Origin of the sequence: Pseudonocardia sp. (genome assembly GCF_035305885.1) — a bacterium.
In the GTDB taxonomy this organism is placed as follows: domain Bacteria; phylum Actinomycetota; class Actinomycetes; order Mycobacteriales; family Pseudonocardiaceae; genus Pseudonocardia.
The window spans coordinates 1-15,718 of the sequence record NZ_DATGOP010000057.1 but is presented as its reverse complement, the minus strand read 5'-3'; the positions used below and the strand labels follow the sequence as shown (position 1 = coordinate 15,718).

Annotated in this window: 14 protein-coding genes and 1 pseudogene; 10 read left to right on the top strand and 5 right to left on the bottom strand. The window is 73.9% G+C overall.

Annotation, left to right across the window (positions count from 1 at the left end; translation table 11 throughout):
• Positions 1 to 11 precede the first annotated feature (11 nt).
• Entirely contained in the window at positions 12 to 866 is an 855-nt protein-coding gene (locus VKZ81_RS11025; protein WP_324241386.1) for an MIP/aquaporin family protein, read from the bottom strand.
• Positions 867 to 1,028: 162 nt separating this feature from the next.
• On the opposite strand from VKZ81_RS11025, the gene VKZ81_RS11020 reads away from it, so the two are divergent.
• From VKZ81_RS11020 to VKZ81_RS10990, 7 genes are all read left to right on the top strand, one after another.
• Positions 1,029 to 1,793, top strand: a complete 765-nt coding sequence (locus VKZ81_RS11020) for an IclR family transcriptional regulator (RefSeq protein ID WP_324241385.1) — start codon at positions 1,029 to 1,031, stop codon at positions 1,791 to 1,793.
• A 31-nt stretch (positions 1,794 to 1,824) separates the two neighbouring features.
• The gene (gene glpK, locus VKZ81_RS11015; protein ID WP_324241384.1) at positions 1,825 to 3,321 is read left to right on the top strand and encodes a glycerol kinase GlpK; all 1,497 of its coding nucleotides are present in this window, start codon (positions 1,825 to 1,827) and stop codon (positions 3,319 to 3,321) included.
• A 114-nt stretch (positions 3,322 to 3,435) separates the two neighbouring features.
• Positions 3,436 to 3,960 carry a potassium channel family protein gene (locus VKZ81_RS11010; RefSeq protein ID WP_324241383.1) on the top strand — a complete coding sequence of 175 codons (525 nt, stop codon included), beginning with the start codon at positions 3,436 to 3,438 and terminating at the stop codon, positions 3,958 to 3,960.
• A gap of 163 nt (positions 3,961 to 4,123) precedes the next feature.
• Positions 4,124 to 4,603, top strand: a complete 480-nt coding sequence (locus VKZ81_RS11005) for a hypothetical protein (RefSeq protein ID WP_324241425.1) — start codon at positions 4,124 to 4,126, stop codon at positions 4,601 to 4,603.
• Positions 4,604 to 4,633: 30 nt separating this feature from the next.
• Positions 4,634 to 5,956 (top strand): alkaline phosphatase family protein, encoded by a 1,323-nt coding sequence (locus VKZ81_RS11000; protein ID WP_324241382.1) that lies wholly within the window; start codon positions 4,634 to 4,636, stop codon positions 5,954 to 5,956.
• Positions 5,957 to 6,058: 102 nt separating this feature from the next.
• On the top strand, positions 6,059 to 7,456 hold the full coding sequence (locus VKZ81_RS10995; protein ID WP_324241381.1) for a chloride channel protein: 1,398 nt from the start codon (positions 6,059 to 6,061) through the stop codon (positions 7,454 to 7,456).
• Between the two features lie 112 nt (positions 7,457 to 7,568).
• Positions 7,569 to 7,856 (top strand): hypothetical protein, encoded by a 288-nt coding sequence (locus VKZ81_RS10990; protein ID WP_324241380.1) that lies wholly within the window; start codon positions 7,569 to 7,571, stop codon positions 7,854 to 7,856.
• A 13-nt stretch (positions 7,857 to 7,869) separates the two neighbouring features.
• Here VKZ81_RS10990 and VKZ81_RS10985 read toward each other — a convergent pair whose 3' ends face one another.
• The 4 genes from VKZ81_RS10985 to VKZ81_RS10970 form a co-directional block, all read right to left on the bottom strand.
• Complete coding sequence (locus VKZ81_RS10985; protein ID WP_324241379.1) at positions 7,870 to 9,228, bottom strand: NAD(P)/FAD-dependent oxidoreductase; 1,359 nt, start codon at positions 9,226 to 9,228, stop codon at positions 7,870 to 7,872.
• Between the two features lie 18 nt (positions 9,229 to 9,246).
• A complete protein-coding gene (gene zwf / locus VKZ81_RS10980) occupies positions 9,247 to 10,635 on the bottom strand; it encodes a glucose-6-phosphate dehydrogenase (protein WP_324241378.1) in 1,389 nt (462 codons plus the stop codon).
• Positions 10,636 to 10,650: 15 nt separating this feature from the next.
• Positions 10,651 to 12,240, bottom strand: a complete 1,590-nt coding sequence (locus VKZ81_RS10975) for a GMC family oxidoreductase (protein ID WP_324241377.1) — start codon at positions 12,238 to 12,240, stop codon at positions 10,651 to 10,653.
• A 65-nt stretch (positions 12,241 to 12,305) separates the two neighbouring features.
• Positions 12,306 to 12,806 (bottom strand): DUF7144 family membrane protein, encoded by a 501-nt coding sequence (locus VKZ81_RS10970; RefSeq protein WP_324241376.1) that lies wholly within the window; start codon positions 12,804 to 12,806, stop codon positions 12,306 to 12,308.
• A gap of 180 nt (positions 12,807 to 12,986) precedes the next feature.
• On the opposite strand from VKZ81_RS10970, the gene VKZ81_RS10965 reads away from it, so the two are divergent.
• From VKZ81_RS10965 to VKZ81_RS35125, 3 genes and pseudogenes are all read left to right on the top strand, one after another.
• Complete coding sequence (locus VKZ81_RS10965; RefSeq protein ID WP_324241375.1) at positions 12,987 to 14,819, top strand: glycoside hydrolase family 15 protein; 1,833 nt, start codon at positions 12,987 to 12,989, stop codon at positions 14,817 to 14,819.
• Positions 14,820 to 14,835: 16 nt separating this feature from the next.
• Positions 14,836 to 15,553, top strand: a pseudogene (locus VKZ81_RS10955) (cytochrome ubiquinol oxidase subunit I).
• A partial coding sequence (locus tag VKZ81_RS35125) for a cytochrome ubiquinol oxidase subunit I (RefSeq protein ID WP_414709361.1) occupies positions 15,442 to 15,718 on the top strand: 277 nt, incomplete at its 3' end. The pseudogene VKZ81_RS10955 and the gene VKZ81_RS35125, both read left to right, overlap by 112 nt.

Sequence of the window (15,718 nt, the reverse complement as noted above, 5' to 3'; positions counted from 1 at the left end):
GGGGAAGGCCCTCAGGACTGCTTCTGGTGCCGTGGCTCGGCCGTGTCGCCCGCGGACGGGTTGTCGGCAGGGGTGGGCTCGAGGGTGATCTCGGGCGCCTCGGTCGGCTCGGACGGCAGGTACCGCTCGATGCCGTACTTGAATGCGGCGGCGCCGAGCAGGCCGCCGAGGATCGGCGCGACGATCGGCAACCAGAAGTACGGTGTGCCGTTCTGGTCGAGCATCGCCGTTTCGTAGCCCGTGAGCAGGGACGCGAGCCGGGGGCCGAAGTCGCGGGCCGGGTTGATCGCGTAGCCGGCGTTCGCACCCCACGCCATGCCGATCCCGACCACGAGCAGGCCGATCACCACCGGCGTCATGTTCGCCAGCGGCGGGTTGTTCGCCACGTTGATCAGGGCGAAGACGACGAACACGAGGATCGCGGTGCCGACGATCTGGTCGAAGAACGCGGTGGTGATCGTGACGTTGGCGCCCTCGGCGTTGTTGCCCGGCAACGTCGAGAAGATGCCTTGCGACGCGATCGTGTGGTCCGGGTCGATCCGCGCGATCAGGTCGGCGTAGACGAACCGGACGATGAGCGCGGCGACGAACGCGCCGAGCGTCTGCGCGAGACAGAACGGGAGGACCTTCTTCCACGGGAAACCCTTGAACGCGGCCAGCGCGATCGTGACCGCCGGGTTGATGTGCCCGCCGGAGATGCGGCCCGACACGTAGACACCGAGGATCACGCCGATCCCCCATGCCCAGGCGATGGAGTCGTGGTCGCCCATCGCGCCGTCGGGGTTGGTCACGACCTGCGCGACCACACCGACGCCGAACAGGATGAGGATCATGGTGCCGAAGAACTCGGCCCAGAGCTCCCCCATCAATGAGTTCTTCGCCATCGAAGTCCTCCTCGGGTGTGTCCCGCCCCCTCAGCGGGTCGATCGGACGCTAGGGAGGCCGGAGAAGCCGGTCAACGGCTGGTGTTCGGCATTGTCGAACCGCCGATCGGACGAACATCACATCGGATGTCGTAGAGTCGCGCCGTGCCCGGCTCCATCCAGTCCATCGAGCGGGCCGCGGCCGTGCTGCGCCTGCTGGGGAGCACCGGCCGACCGCTCGGGTTGAACGAGCTCGCCGCCGCGCTGGACCTGCCGCGCCCCACCGCCCACGGGATCGTCCGGACGCTCCGCGAGGTCGGGTTCGTCGAACAGGACCCCGCGTCCGCCCGCTACCGGCTGGGCTCGGCGCTGCGCGAGCTCGGGCGGGGCGGCTGGGACTGGCACGACCTGCGCGCCCGCGCGATGAACTGGGCCGACTCGCTCGCCGGCAGCACCGGGCTCGCCGTGCACCTCGGCGTCGCGGACGGGGGAGCGGTCCGGCTCGTGCACCACGTCTTCCGCCCCGACGGCAGCCCGCAGCGGATCCGCACCGGCGAGGAGCAGCCGCTGCACGCCACCGCGCTCGGCAAGTGCCTGCTGGCGTTCGCCCCGATCGCCACCCCACCCGCCCGCGACCTGGACCTGCAGCCGTGGACCGGGCGCACCTGCGTCACCGTCGCCGCGCTGGAGGCCCAACTCGCCCTGGCCAGGAGGCGGGGGTGGGCGACCGACACGGGGGAGTACGAGTCCGGCGTCGGCGGCGCGGCCGCGCCGCTGCGGGCGAGCGGCGGGATCGTGGTCGCCGCGCTCGGCGTCGTCGGCCCGGTCGAGGATCTGTACGGCCTCGGCGGCGAGCTGCGCCCGTGGCTCGCCGAGCAGCTGGTGGCCGCCGCGCGGGAGATCTCGGCGGCGCTGGTGGCAGGCCCGTGAAGGACGCTGGGACGCGGGGAGGCAACGCGGCATGAGCGAGCGCGTCGTCGCCGCCATCGACCAGGGCACCACCTCCACCCGGTGCCTGCTGTTCAACCGGGCCGGGCGGATGCTCGCCGTGGCCCAGCGCGAGCACCGCCAGCACTACCCGAGGCCGGGGCTCGTCGAGCACGACGCGGCGGAGATCTGGCGCAACGTCACCCGGGTCGTGCCCGCGGCGCTCAAGAGCGCGGGGCTCACCCCGGACGACATCGTGGCGCTCGGCATCGCCAACCAGCGCGAGACCACCGTGATCTGGAACCGCCACACCGGGGCCCCGCTGGCGCGGGCGATCACCTGGCAGGACACCCGCACCGACGGCATCGTCGCCCGGCTCGTCGAGGACGGCCACGCGCCGTTGATCAAGGAGATCTGCGGGCTGTCGCCCGCCACGTACTTCGCGGGCCCGCGGCTGCGCTGGCTGCTCGACCACGTGCCCGGCGCGCGGGAGGGCGCCGAGGCGGGGGACGTGCTGTTCGGCACGATGGAGAGCTGGCTCATCTGGCGCCTCACCGGACGGCACGTCACCGACGTCACGAACGCCAGCCGCACCATGCTCATGGACGTCCGCACGCTGGAGTGGTCGGACGAGCTCCTCGCCATCCTGCGGGTGCCGCGCCGGATGCTGCCGGAGATCCGCCCGAACGCCGAGGTCTACGGCACCTGCTCGACGGTGCTGCCCGGCGTGCCGGTGGCCGGCGCCCTCGGCGACCAGCAGGCGGCGCTCGTCGGGCAGGTCTGCTTCTCGCCCGGCGAGGTCAAGTGCACCTACGGCACCGGCGCCTTCCTGCTGATGAACACCGGGACGAGGCTCGCCGAGTCCACGCACGGGCTCATCCCGACGGTGGGCTACCTGTTCGACGACAAGCCCGTGTACGCCCTGGAGGGCGCGATCGCGGTGACCGGCTCGCTCGTGCAGTGGTTCCGCGACTCGCTCGGCATGATCGGCACCGCCGCGCAGATCGAGACGCTCGCCTCGAGCGTGCCGGACAACGGCGGCTGCTACATCGTGCCGGCGTTCTCCGGGCTGTACTCGCCGCGCTGGCACCCGGAGGCGCGCGGGGTGATGGTCGGGCTCACATCGTTCATCAACCGCGGCCACCTCGCCCGCGCGGTGCTGGAGGCCACCGGGTGGCAGACCCGCGAGGTGGTCGACGCGATGAACGCCGACTCCGGCGTGCCGGTCACGCGGCTCAAGGTCGACGGCGGGATGACCGCCAACCACCTGCTCATGCAGTTCGTCGCCGACGTCCTGGACGTCCCGGTCGAGCGGCCGCTCGGCTCCGAGGCCGTGTCGCTCGGGGCCGCCTACGCCGCGGGCCTCGCCGTCGGGTACTGGCCGGACCTCGAGGTGCTGCGCTCGAACTGGCACCGCGCCGCCGCCTGGGAACCCGCGATGGACGACGAGCTGCGCCGCCGCGAGCACGAGAACTGGGGCCGCGCGGTCAACCGCTCCTACGGCTGGGTGCAGAGCCCGGCCGAGGAGTGATCCGGCGGCGCCGGCGTTCGGAACCGGCGCCGGCCCGGCTCACCCCGGCCGGATGAGCACCCGCCGCCGCGCGCCGCGGGAGCATCACCCGCCCCGGGACGGTGGGAGAGTCGGATGCGAGGGCTGGTGGGCGCGGTCGCGCGCTCGGTCGCGGTCGTCGTGCTGCTGGTCGTCGCCTACTACAACGCGCCGCTCGACCAGCCGCTCGACCTGGCGACGGCGCTGCTGTTCGGGGCGGCCCTGCTCGCGCTCGCCGCGGTGGTCGCGGCCGAGGTCCGGGGGATCCTCCGCTCGGCGCGGCCCCGGCTGCGGGCGGTGCGGGCCCTGCTGGTGGGCGTCCCGATGTTCCTCGTGGTCTTCGCGGCGGTGTACGTCGTCATCGGGGCGGCCCAGGAGGACGCGTTCTCCGAACCGCTGAGCCGCACCGACGGCCTGTACTTCGCCGTGACGGTCTTCGCCACGGTCGGCTTCGGCGACATCACGGGCCGCTCCGAGCTGGCCCGCGTCCTCGTGACGATCCAGATGATCATCGGCCTCCTGGTCGTCGGCGTGATCGCGCGGCTCGTCGTCACCGCCGTCCAGGTCGCCGAGTCGCGGCACGGCGGTTCACCCCTGCCGGGCGAGCCGGACCGCGGCTGATCGCGCCAGGCTCGCGCCATGCCCGCAGGTCACCCGTCGCGGCGGCGCCGAGGCGTGCCCACCGTGCGCGACCTGGTCGTGCTGGTCCCCGCCGGATGGGCCGCGCTGGGATGCACGATCGCCCTGCTGCCCGGCGTCTCCGCGGACTCGGCCCCCCGACGTCCTGCTGGCCACCGTCGTCCTCGGGCTGCTCGCGGCCGCGCTGCGGCCCGTGTTCGTGGTGGTGGCGGCGTGGCTCGGCTGGGCGGGTGTCGTCGCGGGGTGGCTCGTGGCCCAGGGCGCGCTGGTGTACGTCGCGCTCGCCGTCGCCCCGGGCATCTCCGTCGACGGCTGGTGGGACGCGTTCTGGGCGTCCTGGAGCTACGCGATCCTGGTGAGCACCGCCAGCTGGTTCGTCACGGCGGGCGACGACGGCGCGGTCGTCGCGCACCTGCTGCGCAGCACGCGCCGCGCGAACCCGGCCACCGGGCGGACGGCCGAACCCGGGGTCGTCGTGATCCAGATCGACGGCCTCTCGGCGCCGCTCGCGCGCCGGGCGATCCAGGCGGGCAACCTGCCGACGTTGAGCCGCTGGATCCGCTCGGGCAGCCACGTGCTCGCGGAGTGGCACGCCGAACTGCCTGCGACGACCCCGGCGAGCTAGGCCGGGCTGCTGCCCGGCGCGAGCCGCGAGGTGCCCGCCTTCCGCTGGTGGGAGAAGGAGCCGGGGCGGCTCGTGGTCACCAACCACCCGCGCGACAGCGCGTTGGTCGAATCGCGGCTGTCGAACGGGCGCGGGCTGCTCGCCGACGGCGGGGTGAGCCTCTCGAACGTCTTCTCCGGCGACGTGCCGACCAGCCTGCTCACGATGAGCACGATCGGGGCGGGCGCCGCCCGCCGCGGCCCGGCGCCCGCGCTCGCCGCCCTCTTCGTCAGCCCCTTCGGGCTGACCCGCGCACTCGTGCTCACGGTGGGGGAGGTGCTCGAGGAGCTCCACCAGGCCCGCCGCCGGCGGCTGCGCGGCGTCGAGCCGCGGATCCGCCGCGGCGGCTCCTCCGCGGCCCTGCGCGGCGTGACGAACGTGCTGCTGCGGGAGCTCACCACCTACCTCGTCGCGGTGCACCTGCGCAGCGGCGCGCCGTCGCTCTACTGCGACTTCGTCGACTACGACGAGATCGCCCACCACGCGGGCCCGACCCGGCCCGAGGCGCTCGCCTCGCTCGACGGGATCGACCGCGTCCTCGGCACGCTCGAGCAGGTCGCGAAGGCCGCGCCGCGGCCGTACCGGTTCGTGGTGGTCTCCGACCACGGTCAGAGCCAGGGCGCCACGTTCCGGCAGCGCTACGGCCTGCGGCTGGAGGACCTCGTGCGGCAGCTGATGCGCACCGGCGCCGTCGAGGTCGGGGTGGCGACGCACGCCGACGAGCAGCGGGGCCGGGTCGGCGCGCGGCTCGCCGGGCTGGACGCCGAGCGCCCCGACCTCGTCGTCGTCGCGTCGGGCAACCTCGCGATGATCTACTTCGCTCGCGTGCCGGGGCACCTGACCGTCGAGGAGATCGACCAGCTGCACCCGAGGCTGCTGTACGGGCTCGCGATGCACCCCGGCATCGGGTTCGTCGCGGTGCGCTCGTGCACCCACGGCCCGCTGGTGCTCGGGGCGCAGGGCCTGCACCTGTTGGACGACGACAGCGTGGAGGGCGCGGACCCGCTGGCCCCGTTCGGCCCCCGCGCGGCCGACGAGCTGCGCCGCCACCTGCGGCTCCCGCACGTCGGCGACATCGTCGTCAACAGCCGCCTCGACGCCTCCACCGGCGAGGTCGCCGCGTTCGAGGAACTCGTCGGATGCCACGGCGGGCTGGGCGGCCGGCAGTCGTCCGCGGTACTGGTCCACCCCGCGGGCTGGTCCGTCGACCGTCCCCTCGTCGGGGCCGACGCGGTGCACCACCAGCTCGTGGCCCGGCTGGAGCGGGTCGGGCAGCGGCGGCGCCTCAGGCAGGTGCACCGGACGGCGGGGTAGCGGCTCACCCGGCGGGGGCGATGCCCGGCCCGCCCGCACGGGGCACCGTCCGCCCGCGGCGGGCGCGACCAGGGGCGGGCGACGAGAGACCGGGGTGCGGTGATGGCGGACGGTGCGGGGAAGGCGGCGGGCGACGCCGCGCGCGGCGGCCCGCCCGCGGACCCCGCCGACCACCTGCGGTCCCCGGCCTACCTGCGGCTTCTGCTCCTCGCGGCGCTGGTCGGCGCGCCCATCTCGGCGGCGGCCTACTTCTTCCTGCACCTCGTCGACGGGCTCCAGGAGTGGGTCTACGCGGACCTGCCGCGGGCGCTCGGTTTCGCCGGGACGCCGCTGTGGTGGCCGCTGCCCCTGCTCGGGATCGCGGGCGTGCTCGTCGGCCTGGTGGTCCGCCACCTGCCCGGAGGGGGCGGTCATTCCCCGCTCGACGGCTTCGCGACTGGGCACACCCCGCAGCCTGCCGACCTCCCGGGCATCCTGCTCGCCGCACTCGCGAGCCTGGGGCTGGGTGCGGTGCTCGGGCCGGAGGCGCCGTTGATCGCCCTCGGCGGCGGGCTCGCCGTGCTCGCGGTGCGGCTGAGCCGCCGCGACGTGCCGGACCAGGCCGCCGCGGTCGTGGCGTCGGCCGGGAGCTTCGCGGCGATCAGCGCCCTGCTCGGCTCGCCGCTGCTCGGCGCGTTCCTGCTCATGGAGTCGGCCGGCCTGGGCGGCCCGGTCCTCGGGCTGGTGCTCCTGCCCGGGCTGCTCGCCTCGGGCATCGGGGCGCTGGTCTTCGTCGGGCTCAACCAGGTGTCGGGCCTCGGGACCGCCGCGCTGGAGCTGCCGGGCCTGCCGCCGTTCGCCCACCCCGACGTCGCGCAGTTCGGGTGGGCCCTGGTCATCGGCGTGCTCGCCGCGTTCCTCGGGTCCGGGATCCGCCGGCTCGGGACCCTCCTGCGCGGCTGCGTCGAGCGCCGCACCGTGCTCCTGACGGCGGCCGCCGGGCTCGGCGTCGCCGCCCTCGCCGTGGTCTACCCGGCCGCCACCGGCCGCGACGCGGCCGACGTGCTCGGCTCGGGCGAGGAGGACATCGGCGTCCTGCTGGAGCGCAGCGCCGAGTACTCGGTCGGCGCGCTGCTCCTGCTCATCGCGTGCAAGGGCCTCGCCTACGGCCTGTCGCTTCCGGCCTTCCGGGGCGGGCCGGTGTTCCCGGCGATGTTCATCGGCGCCGCGGGCGGGATCGCGATGTCGCACCTGCCGGGGTTGCCCCTGGTCGCGGGGGTGGCGATGGGGATCGGCGCGATGTGCGTCGTCATGCTGAGGCTGCCCCTCACCTCGGTGCTGCTGGCCACGCTGCTCATGTACGAGGACGGCCTCGCGGTCGCCCCGATCGTCATCGTGGCGGTGGTGGTGGCGCACGTGACCTCGGCCCGGCTCGCGCCACGGCCCGGCGCACCGGACCGGCGCCCCGGGAGCGAGGGCACCCCCGCGGCGCCTGCCCCCGAGCAGCGGCCGGCCACCTGAGACGGGCCGCGGGACCACCCGGCGGTCGGTCATCCGCGTCGGGTGAGGCGGGGCGGTCGGTGGCGCAGCACGGTGCGTGGAAGCGGACGTGCCGAGCCAGGGGAGCAGGGACATGGACGAGCGTCGGACCGACCCGTCGGTGCAGGACCTCAACCGGGGCGTGTTGATCGCCGCAGCGGTGCTGTTCGCCGTCGCCGGGCTCGCCGGGCCGGCCGGGTTCGCGATGTTCTGCGCCGCGCTGTTCGGAGCCACGCGCAGCTGGGTCCGGCGCGCCGATCTCGGCCCCCGCGAGCTCGCGACGCTGAAGTGGCGCCAGGCCGAGGCCGCGGCCGGCGCGGGCGCGGGTGCCTGGCAGGACCACGAGAAGCACGCCTGGTCGCCGCGGTCGGCGCGCAGGTGACGACCCGGCCCGCTCACGACGGGACCGGTGGCCGCTCCCCCTCCTGCGGTGAGCCGTAGACGTCGCGCAGCCGCTCGATCTGCTGCGTGGTGAACGCCCGCTCCCGGCGGGCGTCGCGCGCGAAGGCCGCGGCCCAGGTCAGCACCGCGCCGACCCGGTTGCGGTAGCCGGTGAGGAAGGCGATGTGGATGACGAGCCACGCGAACCACCCCGGCAACCCGGCGAACTTCGCCGGGCCCGCCGACACGACCGCGTTGCCCCGCGAGAGGTAGGCGGCCGACCCGAGGTCGAGGTAGCGGAACGGGCCGACCCGCCTGCCCTCGGCCCGGCGCCGGATCCGGCGCCCCGCGTACGAGCCGGACTGCATGGCCACCTCGGCCACGCCGGGCAGGTGGTCCCGGCTCATCAGGTCCCCGACGACGGAGATCTCGGGGTGACCGGGGATCGTGAGGTCCGGCTCCACCTCGATGCGCCCGGCGCGATCCTGGTGCGCACCCGTGGCGTTCGCGAGCGCGCCGGCCACGGCGGGCGCCTCGACCCCCGCCGCCCAGAGCACGGTGCCGGCCTCGTGGCGGGCCGTCGCCCCCGCGTGGTCGCGGGTCTCGAGCCCAGTGCCGTCCACGCCCGTGACGATCGTGCCCATGTGCAGCTCGACGCCGAGGTCGCGCAGCGCGTCCGCCGCCTTGCCCGACAGCGCGGGCCCGAACGACGCCAGCGGCGCGTCGCCGCCGTCGAAGAGCAGCACCCGGGCGTCCTCGGGCCGGATGCGCCGGAACTCCGAGCGCAGCGTGCGGGTGGCGAGCTCGCGGATCTGCCCGGCCAGCTCCACCCCGGTCGGGCCACCGCCGACGACGGCGAACGTGAGCCGGCGGCGCTGCTCGTCCGGGTCGGTGGCGGTCTCGGCGAGCTCGAACGCCCCGAACACCCGCCGCCGGATCGCGAGCGCGTCGGCGATCGTCTTCATCCCCGGCGCCCACCGCGCGAACTCGTCGTGCCCGAAGTAGGACTGGCGCAGGCCCGCCGCGACGACCAGGTCGTCGTAGGGCAGGGTGATGCGACCGCCGAGCGGTCGCTCAGCGACGACCTGGCGGGCCGCGGCGTCGACGTCGACGACCTCGGCCAGCACGCACTCGACGTTGCGGTGCCGCTTGAGGACGTCGCGCAGCGGCGCCGCGATCTGGCCCTCGGACAGGATCCCCGTGGCCACCTGGTAGAGCAGCGGCTGGAACAGGTGGTGCTGCGCGCGGTCGACGAGCGTGATCGCGAACCCGTCGCGGCGCCGCAGCGCCCGCGCCGCGAACAGGCCGGCGAACCCGCCTCCGACGATGACGACCCGACGCACGGGCGCCCGGATCCCCGGGGTTCGGCTCATCGTGGCCTCCGGGGTGCTTCAGGCGGGGTCGTGCCAGTGGTCGCCCTCCGGGAGCAGGGCGTCGGCCTCCTTGGGCCCCCAGCTGCCCCGCGGGTAGGTGTGCACCGGCACGACGTCGCCGAGCACCGGGTCGACGACCCGCCACGCCGCCTCGACGGTGTCCTCGCGGGCGAAGAACACCCGCTGCCCGGCCAGCGCCGCCCCGATGAGCCGGTCGTACGGGCGCATGTCCTCGCCGCTGTGCTCGGCGAAGACGAGCTCGTTGGCCTGCGGCTGGGCCCCGGGGCCCGGCTTCTTGCCCGCGAGCGAGAGGCTGATCCGGGCGGTCGGCCAGATGCGGAACCGCAGCGCGTTGGTGACCTCGTGGCCGGTGACCCCGAGCATCGCGAACACGTTGTAGGGCACCGGGCGGAACCGGATGCTGACCTCCGTGGCGGTCACGGGCATGGTCTTGCCCGCCCGGATGAGCATGGGCACGCCCGCCCACCGCCACGACTCGAGCGCAAGCCGGACCGCGACGTAGGTCTCCACGCTCGACAGCGGGTCGACGCCCTCGACGTCGCGATAGCCGTCGTACTGGCCGCGCACGGTGTCGGCGGGCGTGAGCGGGCGCAGCGCGGCGATCACCCGCGACTTCGCGTCCAGCCACGAGTTCGCCCCGGAGCCGTCCGGTGGGTCGGCGACCACGGTGGCGAGCACCTGCAGCATGTGGTTCTGCACGACGTCGCGGATGGCGCCGGTGCGGTCGTAGAACCGGCCCCGGTCGGCCACGTCGAACGCCTCGGCCATGGTGATCTGGATGCTCTCGACGTGGGTGCGGGTGAGCAGCGGCTCGATCATCGAGTTGGCGAACCGGGCGACGAGGACGTCGTTGAGGGGGTCCAGGCCCAGCCAGTGGTCCACCCGGTAGATCGCGTCCTCCCCGAAGTGCTGGTGCAGGGTCTCGTTGAGCGCGACGGCGCTCGCCAAGTCGGTGCCGAACGGCTTCTCCACCATCACCCTGGCGCCCTCGGCCCGCCCCGCCTTCGCGATGCCCTCGGCGATGCGGCCGAACAGCAGCGGGGGCACCTCCAGGTAGTAGAGGACTCGCCGCGCATCGCCCAGTTCGCGGGACATCGCCGCATAGGTGACGTCGTCGCCGAGGTCCCCGTCCACGTAACGGAGCAGGCCGAGCATCTTCCGGGCCGGCGGCGAGCCCGGGTCCATGCGGTTGTCCCGCAGGGACCGCACGGCGTAGTCGCGGAACTGGTCCAGGCCCCAGCCGCTCGCCGCGACCCCGATGATCGGGACGTCCAGCACGCCCCGGTCCACCAGCCCCACCAGGGCCGGGAAGGTCTCCAGCTTGGCCAGGTCACCGGTCGCCCCGAAGACGACCAGAGCGTCCACGTCCACTCGGTCCGTCGCCATGGCTTCTCCTCGCCATCATCCGAGTCGTTCGAGCACGCGTTCTGCGACCCGCAGCGCGTTCGCGATCGCCGTCAGCGACGGGTTCACCGCGCCGATGCTCGGGAAGAAGCTCGTGTCGACGACGTAGAGGTTGTCGAGCTCGTGCGCCTTGCAGTCGACGTCGAGCGCCGAGCTCGCCGGGTCGGTGCCGAACCGCACGGTGCCCGCCTGGTGCGCGGTGGCCCCGATCGGCATGCCCTTGTGCAGGTAGATGCTCCTGTCCAGCAGGTGGTGCTCGTGCATGCCGAGGTCGCCGAGCCGCCGTTGCAGGGCGTGCCGCAGCCGCTTCACGCCCTCGACGTTGTTGTCCTCGTCGATCGAGAGGTGGATGCGCCCCTCGCGGTCGAGCGTGACGCGGTTGTCCGGGTGGGGGAGGTCCTCACCGCAGAGCCAGAAGTCGACCGCGTGGTGCGCGAGCACCTCCAGCGGCACCTCGGGGACGAGGTGCCCGGCCCAGCGCGGGGCGTTCGCGTGGATCTGCTCGGCGTCGGACTTGCCGAGCATCTGGACGCCGCCCATCGGGTAGACCCAGTCGGCCGAGGCGGAGTACCAGTCGTTGAGCGCGAGCGTCTTCTGGAAGCGGGTCGGGTTCGGCTCCTTCGAGACCGCCATCACCGCCAGGTTGTTGTGGCGCATGTAGTGGCGTCCGACCACGCCGGAGCCGTTGGCCAGCCCGTGGGGGTGCCGGTCGTTCGCCGACCGCAGCAGCAGGGCGGCCGAGTTCACCGCGCCGCACGCGACGACCACGACGTCCGCGCCGAACCGCACGGTGTCGCCGCCCAGCTCGGCGACCACCGCGGTGACGGTGCGCCCGCTCGGGTCGGTCTCCAACCGGGTCACGCGGGCGCCCGTGCGCAGCTCGACGTTCGGGTGTGCCAGGGCCGGGTCGACGCACACCACCTGCGCGTCGGCCTTCCCGTTCACCAGGCACGGGAAGCCGTCGACCCGGTCGCAGCGGATGCAGACGCTGTCGTGGGTGGCCATGCCCTGCGCGTCCTGGGTGAGGTGGACCCCGATCGGCAGGTGGAACGGGTGCAGGCCCTGCTTCTCCAGGTCGTCGGACAGCTGCTGGATCCGCGGCTCGTGCCGCACCGGGGGATGGGGGTAGTCCCGGCTCACCGGCCCCTCGGTCGGGTCCTCGCCGTGCCGGCCGTGCACCTGGTAGAGGTGCTCGGCCTCGCAGTAGTACGGCTCGAGGTCGGTGTAGGAGATCGGCCACGCGGGCGAGATCCCGCCGTGGTGGCGGATCTCGGTGAAGTCCTCCGGGCGCAGCCGGAACAGCGCGGCGCCGTAGAACTTGGTGTTGCCCCCGACGTAGTAGTTGACCTCGGGCGGGAACTCGCGGCCGTGGCGGTCGTACCAGAACTCGGGCGCCCGGTACCTGCCCTTCACGAACACCTCGGTCGAGTCCCAGTTGGCGCGCTCGCGGGGCAGGTAGCCCCCGCGTTCCAGCATCAGCACGCGTGTGCCGGACGGGGCGAGCCGGTGCGCGAAGGTGCCGCCGCCCGCGCCGGTGCCGATGACGATGACGTCGTGGTACCGGTCGCTGGACACGGGAACGGACACGGTGCCTCCTCGAGGGCCGCGGGTCTCTCGCCGGTCACCGTGTGGGCACCACCGGCGCGCCCGCATCACCTCCTGGGGGTGATCGGGCCCGGACCTCCAGCCGAGCCCGGACCTCGGTCGAGCATCGTCGGGGCGGCGGCCGACGCGGACTCGTCGAAGACGCAGAGCGCCCAGATGACGAGGATCCCGATGGCGATGCCGATGACCGACCAGCCCGGGTGGTGGGACACCGAGAGGAAGCACGCGACGACGCTCGCCGCGGCCAGGACGATGCCGGCCACCCGGCCCCACCGCACGCCCGCGATCACGAACATGCCGGCGAGCCCGACGAGCGCACCCAGGCCGAGGTGGACCCACCCCCACGTGGCCGCGCTGAGGGAGAACACGTTGCGCCCGGTCGCGTCGGGCGCCTGCCCCGTGAACAGGGTCGTGGTGGCGGCGATGAGCTGCACCACGCCGAGCAGCGCCATCGCGAGGCCGGCGAAGCGCGCGAGGCCCGTCGCGAGGGCCGGGGCGGCGCGCCCCTCGCCCGCGGTGGACGGTCCGGTCGACCGGTCGGTCGTCATGGCCCCTCCCGGTGGCGCGGCGGCGGGTCTGCTGGTCCCGCGGAGGGTCGTCGCGTGGGCCGCGCGGATCGTCACCCGTCCCGGGTGAAGCGGGCGGCCTCCTCCTCGACGGGTGATGCGCGCGCGCCCGCCCGACGTGACGGTGCCGCGGCGGGACCCACCGACGCGCGGGAGGCAGCCATGACCGAGGCAGCGATCGCCGACCACGGCCTCATCGGGGACCTGCAGACGGCGGCGTTGGTCAGCACCGACGGCTCGGTCGACTGGTTCTGCTGCCCGCGGTTCGACTCGCCGAGCGTCTTCGGCGCGCTGCTCGACGACGAGCGCGGCGGGCGTTTCCGGATCCGGCCGCAGCGCGCCTACGAGTCGCGGCAGATGTACTTCCCGGACACCGCCATCCTCATCACCCGGTTCATCACCGAGGCCGGGATGGGCGAGGTCGTCGACTTCATGCCGCCCGCCGGGGCGGTGGCCACCGCGAACCACCGCATGGCGCGGATGGTGCGCTGCATCCGCGGGGAGATCACGTTCGAGGTCGACGTCGCACCCCGCTTCGACTACGGGCGCCGCTCCCACCGGCTGGAGGTGTCCGAGACCGGCGCCGTGTTCTCCACCGACGCGCTGACCCTCACCCTCCACCCGGTCCGGGAACCGGGCGACGAGCGGATCGCCCACGTCCGGGTCGACGAGCGGGACCTGCACGTGACCATCGCGCTCACGGCGGGCCAGGTGCGGGGCATGGTGCTGGAGTCGGGCGCCGACGGGCCGCCGCGGGTGGTGCGGGTGACGGATTTCGAGCAGATGTTCCACGAGACCGTCGCGTTCTGGCGCACCTGGCTGCGCCGCTGCACCTACACCGGGCGCTGGCGCGAGACGCTGCAGCGCTCCGCGATCACGCTCAAGCTCATGACCTACGCCCCGAGCGGCGGCCTGGTCGCCGCGCCGACCACGGGGCTGCCCGAGCAGGTCGGCGGCGAGCGCAACTGGGACTACCGCTACACCTGGGTGCGCGACGCGTCGTTCTCGGTCTACGCCCTGCTGCGGCTCGGGTTCACCGAGGAGGCGGCGCAGTTCAGCGCGTGGATGCGCGACCGGGTGGCCGAGCGCGCCGGGGGCGACGGCAGCCCGCTCAACATCATGTACCGGGTCGACGGATCGTCCGACCTGAAGGAGGAGACGCTCGAGCACTGGTCGGGCTACCGCGGCTCGCGGCCGGTGCGGATCGGCAACGGCGCCGCCGACCAGCTGCAGCTCGACATCTACGGCGAGGCGCTCGACAGCATCTACTTCGCCGACCGGCGCGGCCTGCAGATCGGGCACCGCGGCTGGGGCTCCGTCCGGGAGCTGCTGGACTGGCTCGCCGCGAACTGGGACCAGCCGGAGGAGGGCATCTGGGAGACCCGGGGCGGGCGCCAGGACTTCACCTTCGGGCGGCTGATGAGCTGGGTCGCCTTCGACCGGGGCATCCGGATGGCGGCCGAACACGGCAGGCCGGCCGCGGTCGGCACGTGGGTCGAGGCCCGCGACGCGATCTACGACCAGATCATGGACAAGGGGTGGGACCCCGAGCGCGGGGCGTTCGTACAGCACTACGGCAGCCCCGTGCTGGACGCGGCGCTGCTGCGCATGCCGAGCGTCGGGTTCATCACCCCGCGCGACCCCATGTGGACCTCGACGCTGCGGGCGATGGACTCCGAGCTCGTCACCGACAGCCTCGTCTACCGGTACGACCCCGCCGCCTCCCCCGACGGCCTCCTCGGCTCGGAGGGCACGTTCTCGCTCTGCTCGTTCGCCTACGTCGACGCGCTGGCGCGGGCGGGTCGGCTGGAGGACGCGCGGCTGGCGTTCGAGAAGATGCTCACCTACGCCAACCACGTCGGGCTGTTCTCCGAGGAGATCGCCCTCACCGGCGAGCAGATCGGCAACTTCCCGCAGGCGTTCACCCACCTCGCGCTGATCGACGCCGCGATCACGCTCGACGCGGAGCTCGACCGGGTCGGGGCCCGGGCGTGACGGGGGTCCGCCCGCCGTGTCCGCGGTCGACCTGGCCCGCCTCCAGTTCGCCTCGACCTCGATCTACCACTTCCTGTTCGTGCCGCTCACGATCGGGCTGGCGTTCCTCACCGCGTTCCTGCACACGCGGTGGCACCGCACCGGTGAGCCGGGGCAGCGGCGGCTGACCCGGTTCGTCGCACGCTGCTGGTGATCAACGTCGCGGTCGGCGTGGTCACCGGCCTGGTGCAGGAGTTCCAGATCGGGATGAACTGGTCGGGCTACTCCCGGTTCGTCGGCGACGTGTTCGGGGCCCCGCTCGCGATGGAGGGCTCGCCGCGTTCTTCCTGGAATCGGTCTTCCTCGGGCTGTGGCTCTTCGGCTGGGATCGGCTCCCACCGCGGGTGCACCTCGCCACGATCTGGGCGGTCGCCGTGGGCGGGGCGTTGTCGGCGGCGTTCATCATGGCCGCCAACTCGTGGATGCAGAACCCGGTGGGCTACGCGATCGCCCCCGCGACCGGGCGGGCGCAGCTCACCGACATCGGGGCGGTGCTCACCAACCCGGTCTTCCTGCGCAGCTACCTGCACGTGGTGCTCGCGTCGCTGGTCACCGCGGCCGTGGTCGTGCTGGCGATCTCCGCGTGGCACCTGCGCCGCGGCGGGCCGGGGAGTTCGACCCGGCGCGGATCGCGCTCGCGGTGCTGGCGCCCGCCACCGCGCTCAACCTGCTCGTGGGTAGCGAGCTCGGCGTGACCGAGGGCGTCCACCAGCCGGTGAAGATCGCGGCCGCGGAGGCGCAGTGGGAGACGTGCCAGCCGTGCTCGTTCTCGCTGTTCCAGATCGGCGGCGGGAACGACGACCAGAACCCGACGAAGGTGATCCAGGTGCCGCACCTGCTCTCGGTGCTCGCGACGAACT